The organism is Oerskovia sp. NPDC060338 (assembly GCF_042726295.1).
Taxonomy (GTDB): Bacteria; Actinomycetota; Actinomycetes; order Actinomycetales; family Cellulomonadaceae; genus Oerskovia; species Oerskovia merdavium.
In genome coordinates this window covers 43430-58144 of the sequence record NZ_JBHXCQ010000021.1, presented here as the reverse complement: position 1 = coordinate 58144, position 14715 = coordinate 43430, and the positions used below count along the sequence as shown (strand labels likewise).

Sequence of the window (14715 nt, the reverse complement as noted above, 5' to 3'; positions counted from 1 at the left end):
GGAGGTCGCCGGCGGCCACGGTCGCGGGCTTACCGGTGGGGCCCTTGGCGAGGGTGTGCTCGAGACGGTGTCCCCACACGGCGCCGGGCACGGCGGCCACGGCGCTCTGGACGGTGGAGAGGTCGTCGGCGATCGGGTGTCCGAGTGCCCAGAGGTCCTCGATGGTCTGGACCGTGCCTGCCTTCGCGACCCGCAGGAGGCCGTTGGTGGCGAGCCACTGGATGTTCTTGAGGGTGTCCTGGGTTGTGACGCGGCGGCGAGTGAGGCCGTCGCCGATCCAAACCTGGGGGTCCGCCTTGGTGCGTGCGATGACGAGCATGGTGTCGTCCTCCTCCTCGATGGGCGCAGGGGCGCCGGGGATGGTCGGGCTGGTGATGGAGCCGGCCGTGCTGGGGCCGGGCTTGGAGACGGGTTGGGCGTCGAGCGCGGGGTGGTACTCCCAGTGCCAGGGCTCGTAGGTGACCGTGCGCTTGGCCCAGTCGGGGTGGCGCCACCCGTGCGGCTCTGCCGTGTCACGGAACGCGTTCCAGGCCGGCGAGCCGACATGGCCGAGGCCGGTGACGTCGATCGCGGTCCCGGTGCCGTGGTTGGAGGTGCCGGGGACGGCGGCTGCGGCGGTCCCGGGGCGCCGCCACCAGTAGCGGCCCTTCCACGGGCCGCGCCGGTCCGGGACTCCGAGGGAGACGAGCGAGGGGTACCGGTCCTCGAAGATCTCGATCTGCACCGACAGTGGCCGCTCGGAGTCGGTGAGGATCCAACGACGGCCCACGTTGAGTCGGTCAAAGCTCGCGGCGGCGTCGTCGCGCAGCCGGTGACCGGACGCGGTCTTGAGGGCAGTGCTCACGTCTACCTCCTGGCATGACGAAGGCCCCGACGTCGCGCATTGTCGGGGCCCGAGGGTGGGGTGGGTCAGGTGGTGGGGGTGAGGTGGTCGTCGAGGCGCTTGGCCAGGACGGCGTGCTCGCGGCGCTGCTCGGCGTCGCGGCCCTCCATGCGCTCGTCGAGTCGGGCCAAGGCGTCGGTCTGCTGCCGCTGGGCGTGGCGAATCCCGCCAATCTCGGAATCGTGGCGCTTCTGCCCGGCCTCGAGGCGCCCGAGGCCAGCGGATACCTCCCCGCGCATCGCGGTGAGCTCGTCGCGCAGGTTCGGGTACTCGGCGTCCGCGTGTTCGTTGGCGGTTTGCTCGCGCGAGACCCGCGCGTCGCGCCCGATGCGGTCGAGCTTGACCTTCCCCAGGATGATCGCCACGAGGGCGCCAGCGGTCACGATGAGCTGGATCACGACGGCCTCGCTCATCACAGGTCCCGGTACCAGATGGCGGGCTGGTCCAGTCGCAGGGTGCCGCCCGCGACCCAGGATTGGGTGGCGATCGGGGAGCGCAGGGAGATGGCGCCGGTCGTGGTGTCGAGCAGCATCGTGATGGGCGCGGCGAGGTTCGTGCCGTCGGGCAGGGCCTGGGCTGTGAGGATCAGGTCGCTCTCGCCAACGTTGGCGCGCATGTCGGCGGGTATGGCGATCGTGCCGATGCCGATCCACCCACCTCCCAGGCTGAATGCTCCTGAGGTGCGGGTCAGGCGGCCGCGCATGGTCATGCGCCATCCCGCGGCGGTGACTTCCTGGCGGATGCGCAGGGTCGAGGTCCACAGGGCGATGTTGACCACGAGGTCCGTCAGGGGGCCGGCCACACGGGTCCAGGTCGGCCCGCCTGTGTTGGTCTCGGTGACGCCCGTGTCTGTGCGGCGAACGGTCAGGGGTTCCGTCGGCGTCGGGGATACGAGCGCGGCGAGCGCGTCGCGGTCGGCGGCGTTCGCGACCGGGACGATGATGCGCCCGTCGAGGGACCCGGCGAGGGTGCGCATGTCACCGTCGGGGTCGAAGACGTCGGTGCCGGCGGGGACGGTCAGGCCGGTGGGTGTTGTCGCCATTGGTCAGCGCCTCCAGTCGAGCTGTACCTGCCCGGAGGCAGGGTCGGCGTCGACACCGGTGATGCCGACGTAGGGGGATCCGGCGACGGCGATGCCGCCCCCGTTGATGAGGTCTTGGCCCCAGGCAGTGGGGATGTGTGTCCAGTCCGCCTTGGCGTTCGGGGCGAGGGTGATGTCGTGCGGTCCGGCGACGCGGGTGACGTCTCCGGCGGGGCGGGCGGCGTTGGTGTGCCGGTACAGGTGCAGGGTCTGGGCGGCGTTGTAGGACCCGATGCGCAGGCGTGCACCGAGGCGGATTCGGGCGCCGGTGATGGTGGCCCCGGCGAGCTGGGCGGCGCCGTTGCCGTAGAACCATGCGCCGCGGTTCTCGCGCGCGGACCCGTACCGGTACTGGATGACGTCGTTCCCGGCCCACGCCCAGGTGCCTCCGACCTGCCATGCCCCGGAGTCTGTGGCGGTGATCGTGAGCGTGCCCGACGTCGTGGTTGGCGGGGGTGGGGGTGTGCCGCCCCCGGGGTCGGGGGTCGGCGCCGGGACGGTCGCCGCCGCGGAGGGCCAGATCCACGGTGAGGTGGACTGCCAGTCCAGGCGGACCAGGGCGCCGATGGCTGGCGCGGTGCCGACGTACCGGCAGTGCAGGACCCCGGCGTCGGTGGTGACCGGCACGATCCCGGCGGTAGCGGCGCCCTGCACGGTCCCGGTCAGCGGTCGCAGCCCTGTGGTGATGACCGGGCCCATGACGACGGCGGACCCGTCGACCATCAGGACGCGTACCGCGTCGCCCGCGGTGGGGATGTACCCGGCGGGCCACGACACGGGCGGGCGCGACCCGTCGATGTTGACCGCGAACCCCGCACCGGCGGGCACGACGACGCCCGCGCGCAGCCTCACGACGGACAGGTCACCCACGGCGCACCCGGGCCGCGACAGCTTCCAGCGCCTGCGTCGAGACCCTGACGATCAGGGTCATCTTCTTCGACGGGGTCGTGCCGGAGTCGGACGTCGCCGAGGTCATGCGCATCCCGACCACCCTCCCTTCCAGCGGTAGCTCACCCGCGGTGGTGGCGGCGATCACGATCACCCGGTCCTGGATCTGCAGCCCGGGGTGGGTCAGGCAGGTCACGGTCAGGTCGACCTCGCCGGACGCAACCCGGTTCGCGAGGAGCGTCTCGGCGTCGGCGTCGACCCCGGCCTGCGTGGTCGCGATCGACCGGTGAAAAATCGGGACCTTGCCGAACGGCCCACCCCACGCGAGCGGGCCGGAGCGGATGTACGCGCGCCCCACCAGCGGGCGCCCGTCCGGCGTCTCACCAGTGCTGATCGCGGCGTTGTAGACCCCGTCGTCGGACAGGGACCGGGCCAGACCCACGAGCACCCCGTCCTCACCACCAGCCAGGGTCCACACCGGGCCCACACCAGCAGTCGGGACGAGCTCCATCGCACCGTCGGGCCCCATGCGGTAGGTCGCGTCGATCGTGGAGAGCAGGTCGTCGACAGCATCCATGCGACCGTCGCCGTACACCAGCGACCCGGGCACCGGCCCGTCGACGACGTCGGGGTGCGCGACGACCGGGCAGATGTCCTGCATGAGGCGCCGCACCTCCGCGACGCACGTCGCAGCACGGATGACCTCAGCGTCCAGACGGTCCATGACCGCGGACGCGGTCTCCTCGTCGGCCTGGATCGTGACCGACCCGCCGCCCGCGATCCGCACCGCGCGCCCGTCGCCGAGGTTGTACGTCAGCCACGTCTCGCGCGGGTCCGGGCGACGGATCCGCCACCACCCCAGCGGCACCCGCGTCCCGGACAGGCCCGAGACCCACGTGATCTGCAGGCGCGACCCGCCCGGCCCCAGCGAGTCCGACATGCCCCACGGCGCGAGCGACCCATCAGGGTCGCCGACGGTAATGGTGGTCTGCCCCTGGACCTGCCGGTCCGCGTCCCAGCCCAGGCCCCACGCCGAGACCTGCAGGTCCTGCGCGACCAGCACACCGCCGCGCCACGCGTGGACCTCGAGCCGGTCACCGGTCGTCGTGCCAGCGACCTCCGCGTCCAGATCAGGGGACTCGACACGCATCAGGGGACCTCCGGGTCTCGGGACCAATCGATGTACGTGTCGCCTGGGCGGGTGGCCTTGACGGCGTCGTAGGTGCGGGGGGACCACAGGGCCCGGACCTGGTCGTAGGTCCACCACGGGATCACGATCCGCATCGACGTCGGACGCACCTGCGTCACCGTGAGCTCCCAGTCGTTGCGTACCCCGACCGGGGTCAGTACCTCGGTGATGTCGCCTGCGATGACGTGCGCGACGGCGTCGATCGGGACCGCGGGGTGCAGGCCCCGGATTACGACCTGGCCGGCCGTGTCGAGCAGTCCCCGGAGCTGATTCACGAGCGCGCCCTGGGATGCGGCGATCGCTCGAATGTGCAGCGGCAGGTCGGCGGGCGCCTGTCGGACTCCGATGGACGCGACGGGATAGCGGGCGCCTTCGACTGTCGTGATGTCGACGGCCTGGCGTCGGGTGAGGCTCGCAGCAGATGGTGCGAGGAGCTGGACCCCTGCACCGCCCCGCAAACTCTTCACCTGGGCGGCGCTGCGGGGATTCAGGGGATCCTGGATCCACGCCGAGCTCGACGGGACCGTGATCGTCGCCTCGAGCGGGGACGGCGTCACCGCGCCCGAGTGCACGACCAGGCGATACGTCGCCGGGACGTTCAGCGGCGGGACGTGGTCACGGAAGAAATCCCCGCCTGTGACCACGACGCGCTCGGCGCCGCGGACCCCATGCCATGTCCGGCCCGCATCCCACGACACCTGCACGCTCACGACAGACTCACCCGCGCCAGACAGACCCGTCACCGTCACACCGACCTGCGGCGCCCCAGCATCAGGTAGGACCTCCACTGAGATGCCCATCAGCGCACCCTCCCCACCGTCTGCCTGGACCCAGCCGACGACCGATCACGCGCATCCACGACGCCGACCGCTGTGTCCGTGGAGACGTCCCGGATGTAGCCCGTGAGCGGGCCGATGCCGTCGAACACCGCGGTGATCTGTGCTCCCGCGAGGTTGATGACTGGGTTCACGTTCACCGACGGACCCATCGACCTGTCCGCTCCCGGGGCCGACGCCGTTCCGACCAGCCCACCGCCGAGGAAATCACCGAGCTTGTCGTCGTTGATCGCCTCGAGCAGCTCGGGGTTCTTCTGCGCCGCGACGGTGTTCACCACGAACTCACCGGGCGCCGCGAACACGTGGACGCTGTCGACCGGGGACGGCACGCCGGGGATCCACCCGCCGGCCGATCGCGCGACCATGTTCTGCGACACCGCGGGGGAGTAGCTGGGGTCGGCGTTGACGCGCGCCTGGATCGTGACCGACTGGTTCCTGGCCGCCGTGAGGAAGCGGTCGAGAGCCGTCTGCGCCTGTGACGTGTCGGCGGTGACGACCGTGTTCACCCGGTCAGGGATGAGGCCGTACTGGTCCGCAAGCTTCGCCGCAGCGTCCTTCGTCAAGCCCAGCGCCATCATCTGGTTGATGAACGCCTCACGGGCGCTCTCGACCCGCCCACGAAGCTGGTCCTGGGACTCTCCGGCACCCGCTGCTGCGACGAGCTGCGCGTCGAGGGCCCCGACGACGGACCGGACCTGCGCGTCGAGCTCTTGCCCCGCGAGCGTGGACAGGTCGACCACACCGTTGAGCTCCTCGAGCGCGAGCTTCGACCCGTCCGCCTTGAACCCCAGAGTTTCGACGCCGGTCGCGAGCCGGCCCGTCGCGTCGTTCAGGGCTGCCTCGGCGATCATCGGAATCGCGAGCTCGTTGAGCTTGGCCTGCGCGGGGTCCAGGGCGTTCTCGATGAGGTTGGTCCGCATCGTGTCCGCGACACCGTCGAGGGTCTCCTCGGTGTCCTTGAGACCATCGATGGCGCCGTCGGCCCACTCCCGGAAACCCTTCGAGCCTTGGTCGCCGGGGGTGGCCTTGTCGATCGCGACGGCGACGTTCGCGAGCGCGTCGATCATGTCGGCCACCGGGCCGGCGAGGAACGACCCGATGCCCTCGGTCCCGGAGGCAGCGGCTTCGACGAGAGTTCGACCGAAGTCGAGGGCGCCGTTCGCCGCGTCGAGGAGGAACGTCAGGACGGCCTCACGGTTCGTCGAGACGAACGTCGCGAACCCTTCGATCTGGGGGGAGAACGCGGTCGCCAGGGCACCCTTGATGCCGTCCGCGGCGACCTCGATGTTCCGCTGCGCGGAAGCGATCTTCCCGGCGCTGTTGTCACCCAGGGTCTCGAGCGCGGACCGGGCAGCGCCCTCGACCTGGCCGAGCTGCGTCACCGCGGTCGACAGGTCCATGGCGTACGCGGCGTCGGCAAGATCCTCAGCCTTCGTCCCGAACAGCGCCAGGGCAGCGGCCGACCGGTCGGCTGGGTCGTCGATATCACGCAGTCCAGTGAGCAGGCGCTCCAGCATCGCCGCAGCAGCCGGCCCGCCCTCGTTGATCGCGGCCTGCATCTCCTTGCCGGACACGCCGATCTTGTCGAACCCGACGGCGGCCGCCGCGGTGCCGTCCTTCGCGCGGATCGCGAGCTCCTTGAGGGCGTCGGCAGCGACGTCGGTGTCCCGCGCGCCGGCCTTCACCGCCTGCGACAGCAGCCCCATCGACTTCGGGCCATCGAGCCCGAGCGCCCGGAACTGGGTACCGTACTCGTCGATCGTGTCCAGCCAGTCCTCGGACACGTTCAGCCCAGCCTGCTGCCCCTTGACGAGCAGGTCGAAGGCGCCCGCCGCGTCCTGCGCGATGCCGGTCTTGATCGCTTGCGCGGCCGACCGCGCGACGCGAGGGACGTCCTCCCCGAGGAGTTCCGCGACCCCGGAGATGGACTCGATGACTTGCTGCGCGTCCTGCTTCGTGGCGTTCGGGTCCAGGAGGCCGGCCTGGATCGCGGCGCGCGCGGTGTCGAGGTTCGCCGCGATCGACTCGCCGAAGTTCCCTGCGTAGGCCTCACCTGCGGCGCGGCCCATGCGGGCAGTGGTGGCCGTGTCGAGGCCGGTCTGCGCCATGAAACGGTCCTCACGGACCTCGTTCTGCAGGCCGTCGAGCAGGGCCTTGCCGATCGCGACGCCGATCCCGACGACAGCGCCCGCGATCGGGATCGTCGCCAGGGCGGCGATGATCCCGGCGGACAGGTTCGACCCTGCGCCCTTGCCGGCCCGGCCGCCGGCATCGGTGGCTTCCGCCTCGACGTCACCGAGCGCCTCAGTAGCGCCGGACGTGTCAGCGTCGACCACGACCTCGGCGCGCGCCCCCTCCAGGGCGCGGAGCTCGGCCTTCGCCCGGTCGAGGGACTGGCGTGCCGGGGACACGTCAGCGTCAACCGTCGCCTCCGCGTCCGTGGTGTCGACGGCGTCGAGCTCCGCTTCGATGCGGGCGATGTTCTTCTTCGCGTCCTCGATGGCCGCGTCGACCTCAGCCACTACCTCGGCGGAGGCGACCTTCTTCAGGGCCGTCTCGACCTTGGTGATGTTCGACGTCGCGTCGCGGATGTCCGCGTCGACCTCGAGGTCGGGGATCGTGGTCGACGCAAGCCGCTTCACTAGCTGGGTGACGTCGCCGTACTTCTTCTCGAACCTGGTCACGTCGAGGTCGACGTGGCCCTGCAGGGTGCCGAGGTCCAGGCTCACCGGTCACCTCCGATGCTGTGTGGGTGCGGGCGCCAGGAGGCGCGCGGTGCGGGAGGCCGGGTCAGCCAGGAGGCCACTGATGCGGGTGCGGAGCCACCGCCACGACCGGGCGCCCATGAGCGCCCGGTCGTCGACGTCGATGCCCCGGTCCTGCAGGTCACACTCGACGACAGCCCACGACTCGAAGAGGCGCGCCCAGCTCACGCCAGCGGCGCGCTGCTCGAGCCGTCGGAGCTGCTCGGGTGGGACCTCGTACCACTCCCAGAGGCCGGTGTCGGGGTCGTAGTCGCCGCGTCCGTACTGGTCGAGGGCGACCGGTCCGGCAGCGGCGTACGTGCTTCCCCCAGCGGCGTCACCCACCACAGGCGGGCGGCCCGCTCACCGGCGACGACCCAGAGGTACGCGGTCATGCCGGCGTGGTTGAGGACCTCGGTGCTGACGCCGTCGGCGAGCATCTGGTCGTACACGGGCCCGAGGGCGTCCTGCTCGAGGCTCGTGGCACCGTCGTCCGCGGCGACGAGCGCGGCGTGGTGCGCCTTGGCGGCCACGCCGGCCTGTCGGGCGTTCGTGACGGCCCACGCGGCCTGCAGGCGCAGACCGACCAGCGCGGGCGGGGACGGCACCTTGTACGTCGTCCCCGCCACGGGCAGGTCGAGCGTCGGGGACAGGTACGCCCCGAGGTCGTCGAACTCCGGCACGGTCAGGCGCCGCGCGTGTACGCGAGCGGGGCCGACGCCCCGACACCGTTGGTGACGATGACGGGCGCGGACCCGGCCGACCCGGCAGGGAGGACCGCGACGATCGTGGTCGCGTTGACCACGACGTACGAGGTCGCGTTCGCGGCCCCGAACTTCACGCCCGCGGCGCCGGTCGTGCCGGTGAAGTTGGTGCCGGTGATCGTGACCTGGGCCCCCGCGACCGCGCCGGACGGCAGGGCCGTGGTGACGACCGGGAGCGTGGTCGCCGCAGTCGGGTTTGCGATCTTCTCCGGCTTGCCCTGCACGAGCAGGGTCACCGCGACGGCCTGCAGGCCCTCGACCGTGCCGCCGGACGGCGCCCACTGCACGAGCGCGTACCCCTCCCATGCCTGCCCGCCGACCTTGCGCTCGTACCAGCGGATGTGGACGAGCTCGAGGTCTTCCGACGCCTGCCGCAGGGCTTCCTGACCCGGGTCGTAGGCGCCCGTCGTCGGGTTCTCCTTGCGCAGGAGCGTCGCGGTGGGCTGGGCCTTGCGGAGGGTGACGGCGTCCGACCCCCATCCCTCGGAGTCGTAGTCCGAGGAGTCCTGCACGGTGGAGTTGATGCCGGGCACGAAGTTCTGCATGGCCCGGACCTGGACGAAGTCCGGGGTCTCGGGGGTGAGGTCGACGTCGAGGCGCCAGATGCTGTTGACGGTGGGGTTCAGGGTGTCCATGGGATGGTCCTTCCGTGCTGGTCGGTCAGTCGGTGACGTGCGCGGAGGGGTGCGCCGTCGTGAGGTAGTAGTTCGAGCTGGTCTCGTGGCGCCGGTTCTGGTCCGGGCCGAGGGGCGTGGCCGACGCCCGCCACGCGTGCGCGACGACGACCGGGCCCAGGTGCAGGTTCTCGGCGCCGTGCAGGACGTTGTAGATCGCGTCGTCGAGGTCGAGCACGGGGGTCGGGGAGCCGGGGGTGGCCCGGCACCGGACCTGCACGCCCTGGACGACGTCGGAGCGTGCGCCTGCTGTCACGGGGTACGGGGTCAGGACCACGACCCGATCGGGTGTGGGCGGGACGGTCTGCAGCAGGATCCCGGTCTCGCCCGCGGTGTACACGCCGGTTGGGCGCCACGTGAGGCCGATGCCTGCGTTGGCGAGGTGTTCGGCGAGGCCGGTCAGGAGGTCGCTGGTGAAGCCCACGGTGACGTCCCCCTTTCAGGTGCCGAGCTCGGCGCGGATGGCCTGGGCGATGAGGGCGCGGGCCACGTCGACGTTGTCGGCCATGGCGGTCTCGAGGTACTTCGCTTGCCGGCCGTCGTCGTGGCGCAGGGACAGGTCCTCGTGCTGGCGGGCGGCGTACACGGTGTCGTACGAGATCGTGACGTACCCGTCCTCGACGGGCGACGTCGCACCGGAGCGTTCGAGGGTGCCTTCTTCGTGGGGGACACGCTGGTTCGACGTCGTCAGGATCTGTTCGCCGGCGAGGTAGACGCCGCGGTCACGGCCGGTTCGAAGGCGCCCGACGGCGTCGCTGTCGCCAGCCGTGAACGTGAACGCCTGGGCCACTGTCCACCCCCGATGACGCATCGCAGGAGGTATAACCGCAGGTCATGACGCATGACGCATCTTCTGAAGTTCGCGCTCCACGGGCGCATGCGCGGGCGCGTGTGGTGACCTCATTGCAGAAGTTGCGTCATATGCGTCATCAGGGCCTGCGACCTGCGGAGACATTCGGGCGCATGCGTCACCCGATGCGTCATCCATGCGTCATCGGTCAGGTCAGCGCCCACTCCACGTGGTCCGGCAGCCCAAGGCCACCCGACGTGCGGCGGGCCTGCGTGATGACCGTCGCGACCCGACCCGACGGCAGAGTCACGAGCGACCCGGGCGGACCGTCCGGTGCGTCCGGGCCCGCGTACACGGTGGACGACGACACAACCTCGGCGCCGGTGCGGTCGCGCACGAGCTGCGTGCGGTCGTCGACCAGGCAGGGGATGGGGTCCGTCAGCGGGCCGTGGACGTCGCCGTACCCGCCCGACCCGACGAGCGGGGCCAGGACCACCTCGTGGACGAAGAACTCCTCGAGCTCATTCATCGTCATACCCGATCCGTCGACGGTGGTACCGCAGCCCGATGTCGAGGAGCCCGAGGGACTGCGCCACAGACTGGCCCGGCGCGGCGTCGTGCACGAACGCCGTGCAGTTCGGGTCATCCGCGGTAGCGACCTCGGCGACGATGACGAACCCCGTGACGATCGCGCCCGGGTTCGAGGCGAGTACCGCCGCGACGAGTGCGTCCTCGACGGCCCGCCCTTCCGCGCTCATCCCCGCACCCGCACCGTGCGGTTCAGGAGGCTGGCCGCGTCGAGGATCCCGCGCGCCTCAGCCGACAGCGACGTCGACACCAGGGCACGACGCGCAGCCGCAGCGTCCGAGCCGGCATACGAGATCGACGCCGGCCCCAGGCCCTTCGACGCGATGACCCGCCCCGCCGAGCCCGTCTCCACGCCGACGGCCGTCGGGTCGATACCCAGGGCCGCCCACGTGACGGCCTGAGAGCAGACCGCGTCACGGAACGCCCCGAGCACCAGGGGAGCGGTGGGCATCCCGGTGGCGTCGACGTCGTACACGGTGCCGCGCGTGGCCTGGGTGACCAGGACGGACGCGGACCGCAGAAGTGCGGGCGCGTTCGTCGGGGTCGAGGACCACGGCGGGGCGGCGAGCTCTTCGGGGGTGGCGTAGATCAGCACGACGGGGTCCTCCTGTCATGGGGGTGTGGTGGGGGCGCAGGTCGCGCTCATGGCAGGGCTGGAAGCATCCCGGCATTGGCGGCCCCGAGCGGCCTTCACGAGACGTGCAGGAGGTGTCACCGGGCTCGTGTTGACGCCCCCACCACAGGCTGGGGGTGGCGCGCCGGGCAGGGGGGCGGGTCCTGCCCAGCACGCCGGTCTCACTCGGCCGGCGGCGTCTGCTCACCGGTCGGAGCGGGCGTGCCCCCGATCAGTTCGAGGACCTCCGCCCGGTTCTTGCCGGCCTTCTCGGCCTCGAAGACCCGGACCACCTCGGCGTCGTGCACCTCGGGGTCCGTGTCGTCCAGGCCCGCGAGGTACGCGAACACCTCGGCCGGCTCGTGCTCGCCCGGGTCGAAGAGGTTCGGCGTCGGCGTGTACTGCTCGCGCAGCTTGTCACGCGTCAGCCCTGCGACGTCCTCCTCGGTCGCCCCCATGGCCAGCGCGAACGCCTTCCACTCGCCCTTCGACGCGTTGCCGTTCGGCACGTCCAGGACCACCTCAGCGGTACCCGGCTTCGCGCGGTGCCGACGGATCAGCATCCCCACGATCAGGCGCCGATCGTGACGACGAGGACGCCCTTGTCGTTCAGGCGCTTCGTCGCGTAGTGCAGGTTCGTCGTGACGACGTCCGTGCGGGCGAGGATGTCACGGTCCTGCTCGACGATCGGACGGCGCTTGTTCAGCAGGCCCAGGCTGTTCTTCTTCAGGACCAGCGACTTGCCGGCCGCGAGGCGGTTCGTGACGAACACGGGCAGACCCGCGACCTCGCCGATGAACCCGCGACGCACCATCGTGCCCTCGCCGCCGGCGCCGAGGTCGGACGCCTTGATGAAGGTGTCGTCCTTCATGATCTGGGAGCGCTGCTCGGCGCGGATGTACAGGCCGGAGAACTCCGACGGCTCGAAGTCGTCGCCGAACTTCTCGAGCCCGTCGACCAGGCCGGGCCACGTGATGAGGCCGCCAGTGATCGTGTGCAGCAGCGGGGACGACGCCGTGGCTGCGGTCCCGTCGGCGTACGTGATGCCGCCGGCGACCACGGCCTGCGCCGCGGTGATGAGGTCGGCGTCGACCTTGCGGGCCGCGAGGACCCCGAACTGGCGGATCGCCTCGTCCTGGGCGTTGCCGATACCGACGAGCTTCGCCTTGTCGGTGATCTCGACGCCCTTGCCAGCCTCCTTGATGGTGGCCTTCGAGCTCTTCTGGGTGAGGCGCTCGGGGACGATCGCGGTGCCCTCGGTGAGGTCGTCGAGCTCGCCGAGCTCCATCCACGCCGGGAACTCGACGGTCTCGCCGGGCTGCCCGACGAGGGTGTCGTCGTTCACGACGGCCGTGGAGGTCCCGACGATCGCGGCACCGGTGAACTGGGCCTGCGCGAGGTCTTCCCAGACCTCGGGGGCGTACAGGTCGGCACGAGTGGTCTTGGCCATGGTGGGCTCTCTTTCTGCCGGCTCAGCGGCCGGTCAGCTTGCGGTACAGGGCGGGGTCGGAGTGGAACAGGGCGTTCTTCTCCGTGGGCGTCATCGCGGCGAACCGCTCGGCCGTGATCGCGCCTTCGCCGGACCCGCCGGCATGGTCGACGCTGCTCGCCCCGGCCGCCTGGGCCGCGAGGAGCTTCGGGTTGTCGCTGATGGCCGCCTTGATGGCGACGTCGACCTTCGTCGTGAAGTCCGCGGCGGTGGGGTCGAGGTCCGTGATCTTCGCCAGGAAGGCACGGGAGTCGAGGAGGGCCGACGGGTCGGCCTGGTGGGTGCCGGCGGTTCGAAACACGGCGAGCTCGACGCGCACGAGGCGTGCATCGTCCCGCGCCGCGGTGAGGTCCTGGGCGAGCTTCGCCGGGTCCGGGGCGGCCTCACCGTCCTTCACCAGGCCGAGCTCCTTCAGGAGGGCATCGCGGGCTTCGGCGGCGGCGCTCTGCTTCGCGTTGACGCGGGAGTCGCCGGCCTCCTTGCGGAGCTTCTCGATGAGGGTCTGGGCGCCGGACGGCAGGGACTCGACCTTGCCGTCCCACTCGGTGCCGCTCGTCGCGGTCGTGGTGGCCTGCGCAGCGTCCTGACCTGCAGTGTTACCCGCGTCAGTGGTGGTCTGGTTGGCCGTGGCGGTCGTGCCGCTCGTCCCGGCCGCACCGGCACCAGGGGTGCCTGCCGTGCTGGTGTCGGCGGTCATGAGCCGCAGGCGCTCATAACGCGGGTGGAGGCCGTTCGGGCGCATGAACGGGCGGGCGATGGGGCGGGACTTCGTGGGCATGACTGAACCTCCCGGGTTCGGGTCGTGGTGTGGGTGGGGGCCGCTAAGTTCGCGGCAAAGGCCGACGCGCACCCGGCGCGACGGCACAGCAAGGGAGACAACATGGCAACGATCGAGGAAACGCAGGCGGCGCTCCGAGAAGCGATCGAGAAGGTTGCGGTGCGGGCAGCGGACCGCACGACCGTTGCAGCACTCACCGCCGAAGCTGAGGCTGCGAAGAATCTCGCGATGGCGCACCGCCTGCTCTCGAAGGAGCCGGTGGAGTACGACGTCGCGGACAGCGTGTTCTGACCCTCTAGCGGGCTCGTCCGATCTGTTCACGGGCGGTCTGACGCTTCAGCTCCGGGTGCTCCGCAAGGTGCGCCCGGAGCGCCGCCTGCCACTCCCGAACCTTCGCCCGCGCGGCCAGTTCGGCGCCGTCGTCAATCGCGCCAACCTCGCGCAGCTTCCACTTCCGGATGCCGCGCTCGAGCTCACGCTGCCGCTGCTGGATCACGTACCCGGCCTGCGTGCCGGTCGCGGCCGGGACTCGCGTCGCACCGGGCAGGTAGGCGCTGAGGGAGTGCCGGCAGTTCGGGTGCTGCAACCCCGCCGCGCGCGCATCCGCGACCGACCCTGCGACCCGGACCGTCACACGCTCGTCGCTCGTGGTGGACGCCACCTCGACCGACCCGACCAGACCGCCCGAGATCGAGAGAATCTTCCCCTCCCAGGGCCGACACTTCGGGCACTCCCGCGGCGCGTCCGAGACCACGACGAGATCCAGGCCGTGCTCGGCGAGCCGCGTCACGTGCCCCTCGACCGCGGCCCGCCCCGCACCAGTGCGCACGGCCATCTCGGCGTAGGACTCCATGGCCCACGAGCGCCCCGCCTTGTCGACGAAGCCGCGCACCCCGTGCCCGGCGAACCGCTTCAGGGCCTGCTGTGCCGCCTCTCGGCGCGTGTTCACGCCGAGGAGGACGCCGGCGGAGGCGTCCGCGACGGTCCGCTGGTAGATGTCCTGCGTCGCGCGCAGCACGACCGGCAGCATCTCCGTCAGGGGGCGGATCGTGTCCGCCGCGATCACCTCGACCGCGGCCTGCGTGGCCGACGCGATCCGCACGTCGACGCCCGCGCGCTCGAGGTCGATCGAGGCGAGGTCCTGGCCGATGCCGAACGCGTCGAAGATGACCTTGCGGGTCTCCGCGGATGCGGCCTCGGATAGTCCGGCCAGGTCGAGGTCGATGCGGGTGCGTAGCTGCTCGAGCTGGCCGGCCTTGCGGGCCGCCCAGTGCGGGCCGTCGATGCCCTCCCTGATGGCGTCACGGATGCGGCGCAGCAGGGACAGTTCAGCGTCCGCGAACAGCAGGCTGACGCGGCGTGCGAGGCGCTCCCCAAACCCCGGGTCGATCGGCACGG

The 14715-nt window shown here is 71.3% G+C and carries 18 protein-coding genes and 1 pseudogene; 1 reads left to right on the top strand and 18 read right to left on the bottom strand.

Annotated features, from left to right (window positions below):
- The 17 genes and pseudogenes from ACFWGN_RS20940 to ACFWGN_RS20860 all read right to left on the bottom strand — a co-directional run.
- A pseudogene (locus tag ACFWGN_RS20940) lies at window positions 1-844 on the bottom strand (hypothetical protein); the annotation flags it as partial.
- A gap of 65 nt (window positions 845-909) precedes the next feature.
- Window positions 910-1296: a hypothetical protein gene (locus ACFWGN_RS20935; protein ID WP_377619650.1), complete on the bottom strand. Its 387-nt coding sequence runs from the start codon at window positions 1294-1296 to the stop codon at window positions 910-912.
- On the bottom strand, window positions 1296-1925 hold the full coding sequence (locus ACFWGN_RS20930; protein WP_377619648.1) for a hypothetical protein: 630 nt from the start codon (window positions 1923-1925) through the stop codon (window positions 1296-1298). The genes ACFWGN_RS20935 and ACFWGN_RS20930 overlap by 1 nt, the downstream gene beginning before the upstream one ends.
- Before the next feature lie 3 nt (window positions 1926-1928).
- A complete protein-coding gene (locus ACFWGN_RS20925) occupies window positions 1929-2834 on the bottom strand; it encodes a hypothetical protein (protein WP_377619646.1) in 906 nt (301 codons plus the stop codon).
- Window positions 2827-4002 (bottom strand): hypothetical protein, encoded by a 1176-nt coding sequence (locus tag ACFWGN_RS20920; RefSeq protein ID WP_377619645.1) that lies wholly within the window; start codon window positions 4000-4002, stop codon window positions 2827-2829. The genes ACFWGN_RS20925 and ACFWGN_RS20920 overlap by 8 nt, the downstream gene beginning before the upstream one ends.
- Window positions 4002-4751: a hypothetical protein gene (locus tag ACFWGN_RS20915; protein ID WP_377619643.1), complete on the bottom strand. Its 750-nt coding sequence runs from the start codon at window positions 4749-4751 to the stop codon at window positions 4002-4004. Before ACFWGN_RS20915 ends, ACFWGN_RS20920 begins: the two co-directional genes overlap by 1 nt.
- Before the next feature lie 89 nt (window positions 4752-4840).
- On the bottom strand, window positions 4841-7606 hold the full coding sequence (locus ACFWGN_RS20910; protein ID WP_377619641.1) for a phage tail tape measure protein: 2766 nt from the start codon (window positions 7604-7606) through the stop codon (window positions 4841-4843).
- A gap of 200 nt (window positions 7607-7806) precedes the next feature.
- Entirely contained in the window at window positions 7807-8304 is a 498-nt protein-coding gene (locus tag ACFWGN_RS20905) for a hypothetical protein (protein WP_377619639.1), read from the bottom strand.
- Window positions 8305-8306: 2 nt separating this feature from the next.
- On the bottom strand, window positions 8307-9020 hold the full coding sequence (locus ACFWGN_RS20900) for a phage tail tube protein (protein WP_377619637.1): 714 nt from the start codon (window positions 9018-9020) through the stop codon (window positions 8307-8309).
- Window positions 9021-9045: 25 nt separating this feature from the next.
- Entirely contained in the window at window positions 9046-9483 is a 438-nt protein-coding gene (locus ACFWGN_RS20895; RefSeq protein ID WP_377619635.1) for a minor capsid protein, read from the bottom strand.
- 15 nt (window positions 9484-9498) lie between these two features.
- The gene (locus tag ACFWGN_RS20890) at window positions 9499-9870 is read right to left on the bottom strand and encodes a hypothetical protein (protein WP_377619634.1); all 372 of its coding nucleotides are present in this window, start codon (window positions 9868-9870) and stop codon (window positions 9499-9501) included.
- Between the two features lie 187 nt (window positions 9871-10057).
- Window positions 10058-10384: a hypothetical protein gene (locus ACFWGN_RS20885; protein ID WP_377619632.1), complete on the bottom strand. Its 327-nt coding sequence runs from the start codon at window positions 10382-10384 to the stop codon at window positions 10058-10060.
- Window positions 10371-10607: a hypothetical protein gene (locus ACFWGN_RS20880; RefSeq protein WP_377619631.1), complete on the bottom strand. Its 237-nt coding sequence runs from the start codon at window positions 10605-10607 to the stop codon at window positions 10371-10373. Before ACFWGN_RS20880 ends, ACFWGN_RS20885 begins: the two co-directional genes overlap by 14 nt.
- Window positions 10604-11032, bottom strand: a complete 429-nt coding sequence (locus tag ACFWGN_RS20875; RefSeq protein ID WP_377619629.1) for a hypothetical protein — start codon at window positions 11030-11032, stop codon at window positions 10604-10606. Before ACFWGN_RS20875 ends, ACFWGN_RS20880 begins: the two co-directional genes overlap by 4 nt.
- A gap of 200 nt (window positions 11033-11232) precedes the next feature.
- Window positions 11233-11613, bottom strand: coding sequence for a hypothetical protein (locus tag ACFWGN_RS20870; RefSeq protein ID WP_377619628.1), 381 nt, complete (start codon window positions 11611-11613; stop codon window positions 11233-11235).
- Window positions 11614-11621: 8 nt separating this feature from the next.
- A complete protein-coding gene (locus tag ACFWGN_RS20865; RefSeq protein WP_377619626.1) occupies window positions 11622-12500 on the bottom strand; it encodes a N4-gp56 family major capsid protein in 879 nt (292 codons plus the stop codon).
- 22 nt (window positions 12501-12522) lie between these two features.
- Window positions 12523-13317, bottom strand: a complete 795-nt coding sequence (locus tag ACFWGN_RS20860; RefSeq protein WP_377619625.1) for a hypothetical protein — start codon at window positions 13315-13317, stop codon at window positions 12523-12525.
- Between the two features lie 102 nt (window positions 13318-13419).
- On the opposite strand from ACFWGN_RS20860, the gene ACFWGN_RS20855 reads away from it, so the two are divergent.
- Entirely contained in the window at window positions 13420-13608 is a 189-nt protein-coding gene (locus ACFWGN_RS20855) for a hypothetical protein (protein ID WP_377619623.1), read from the top strand.
- Window positions 13609-13612: 4 nt separating this feature from the next.
- On the opposite strand, the gene ACFWGN_RS20850 is transcribed toward ACFWGN_RS20855, so the two are convergent.
- The gene (locus ACFWGN_RS20850) at window positions 13613-14713 is read right to left on the bottom strand and encodes a phage minor capsid protein (protein WP_377619621.1); all 1101 of its coding nucleotides are present in this window, start codon (window positions 14711-14713) and stop codon (window positions 13613-13615) included.
- Window positions 14714-14715: the final 2 nt, after the last annotated feature.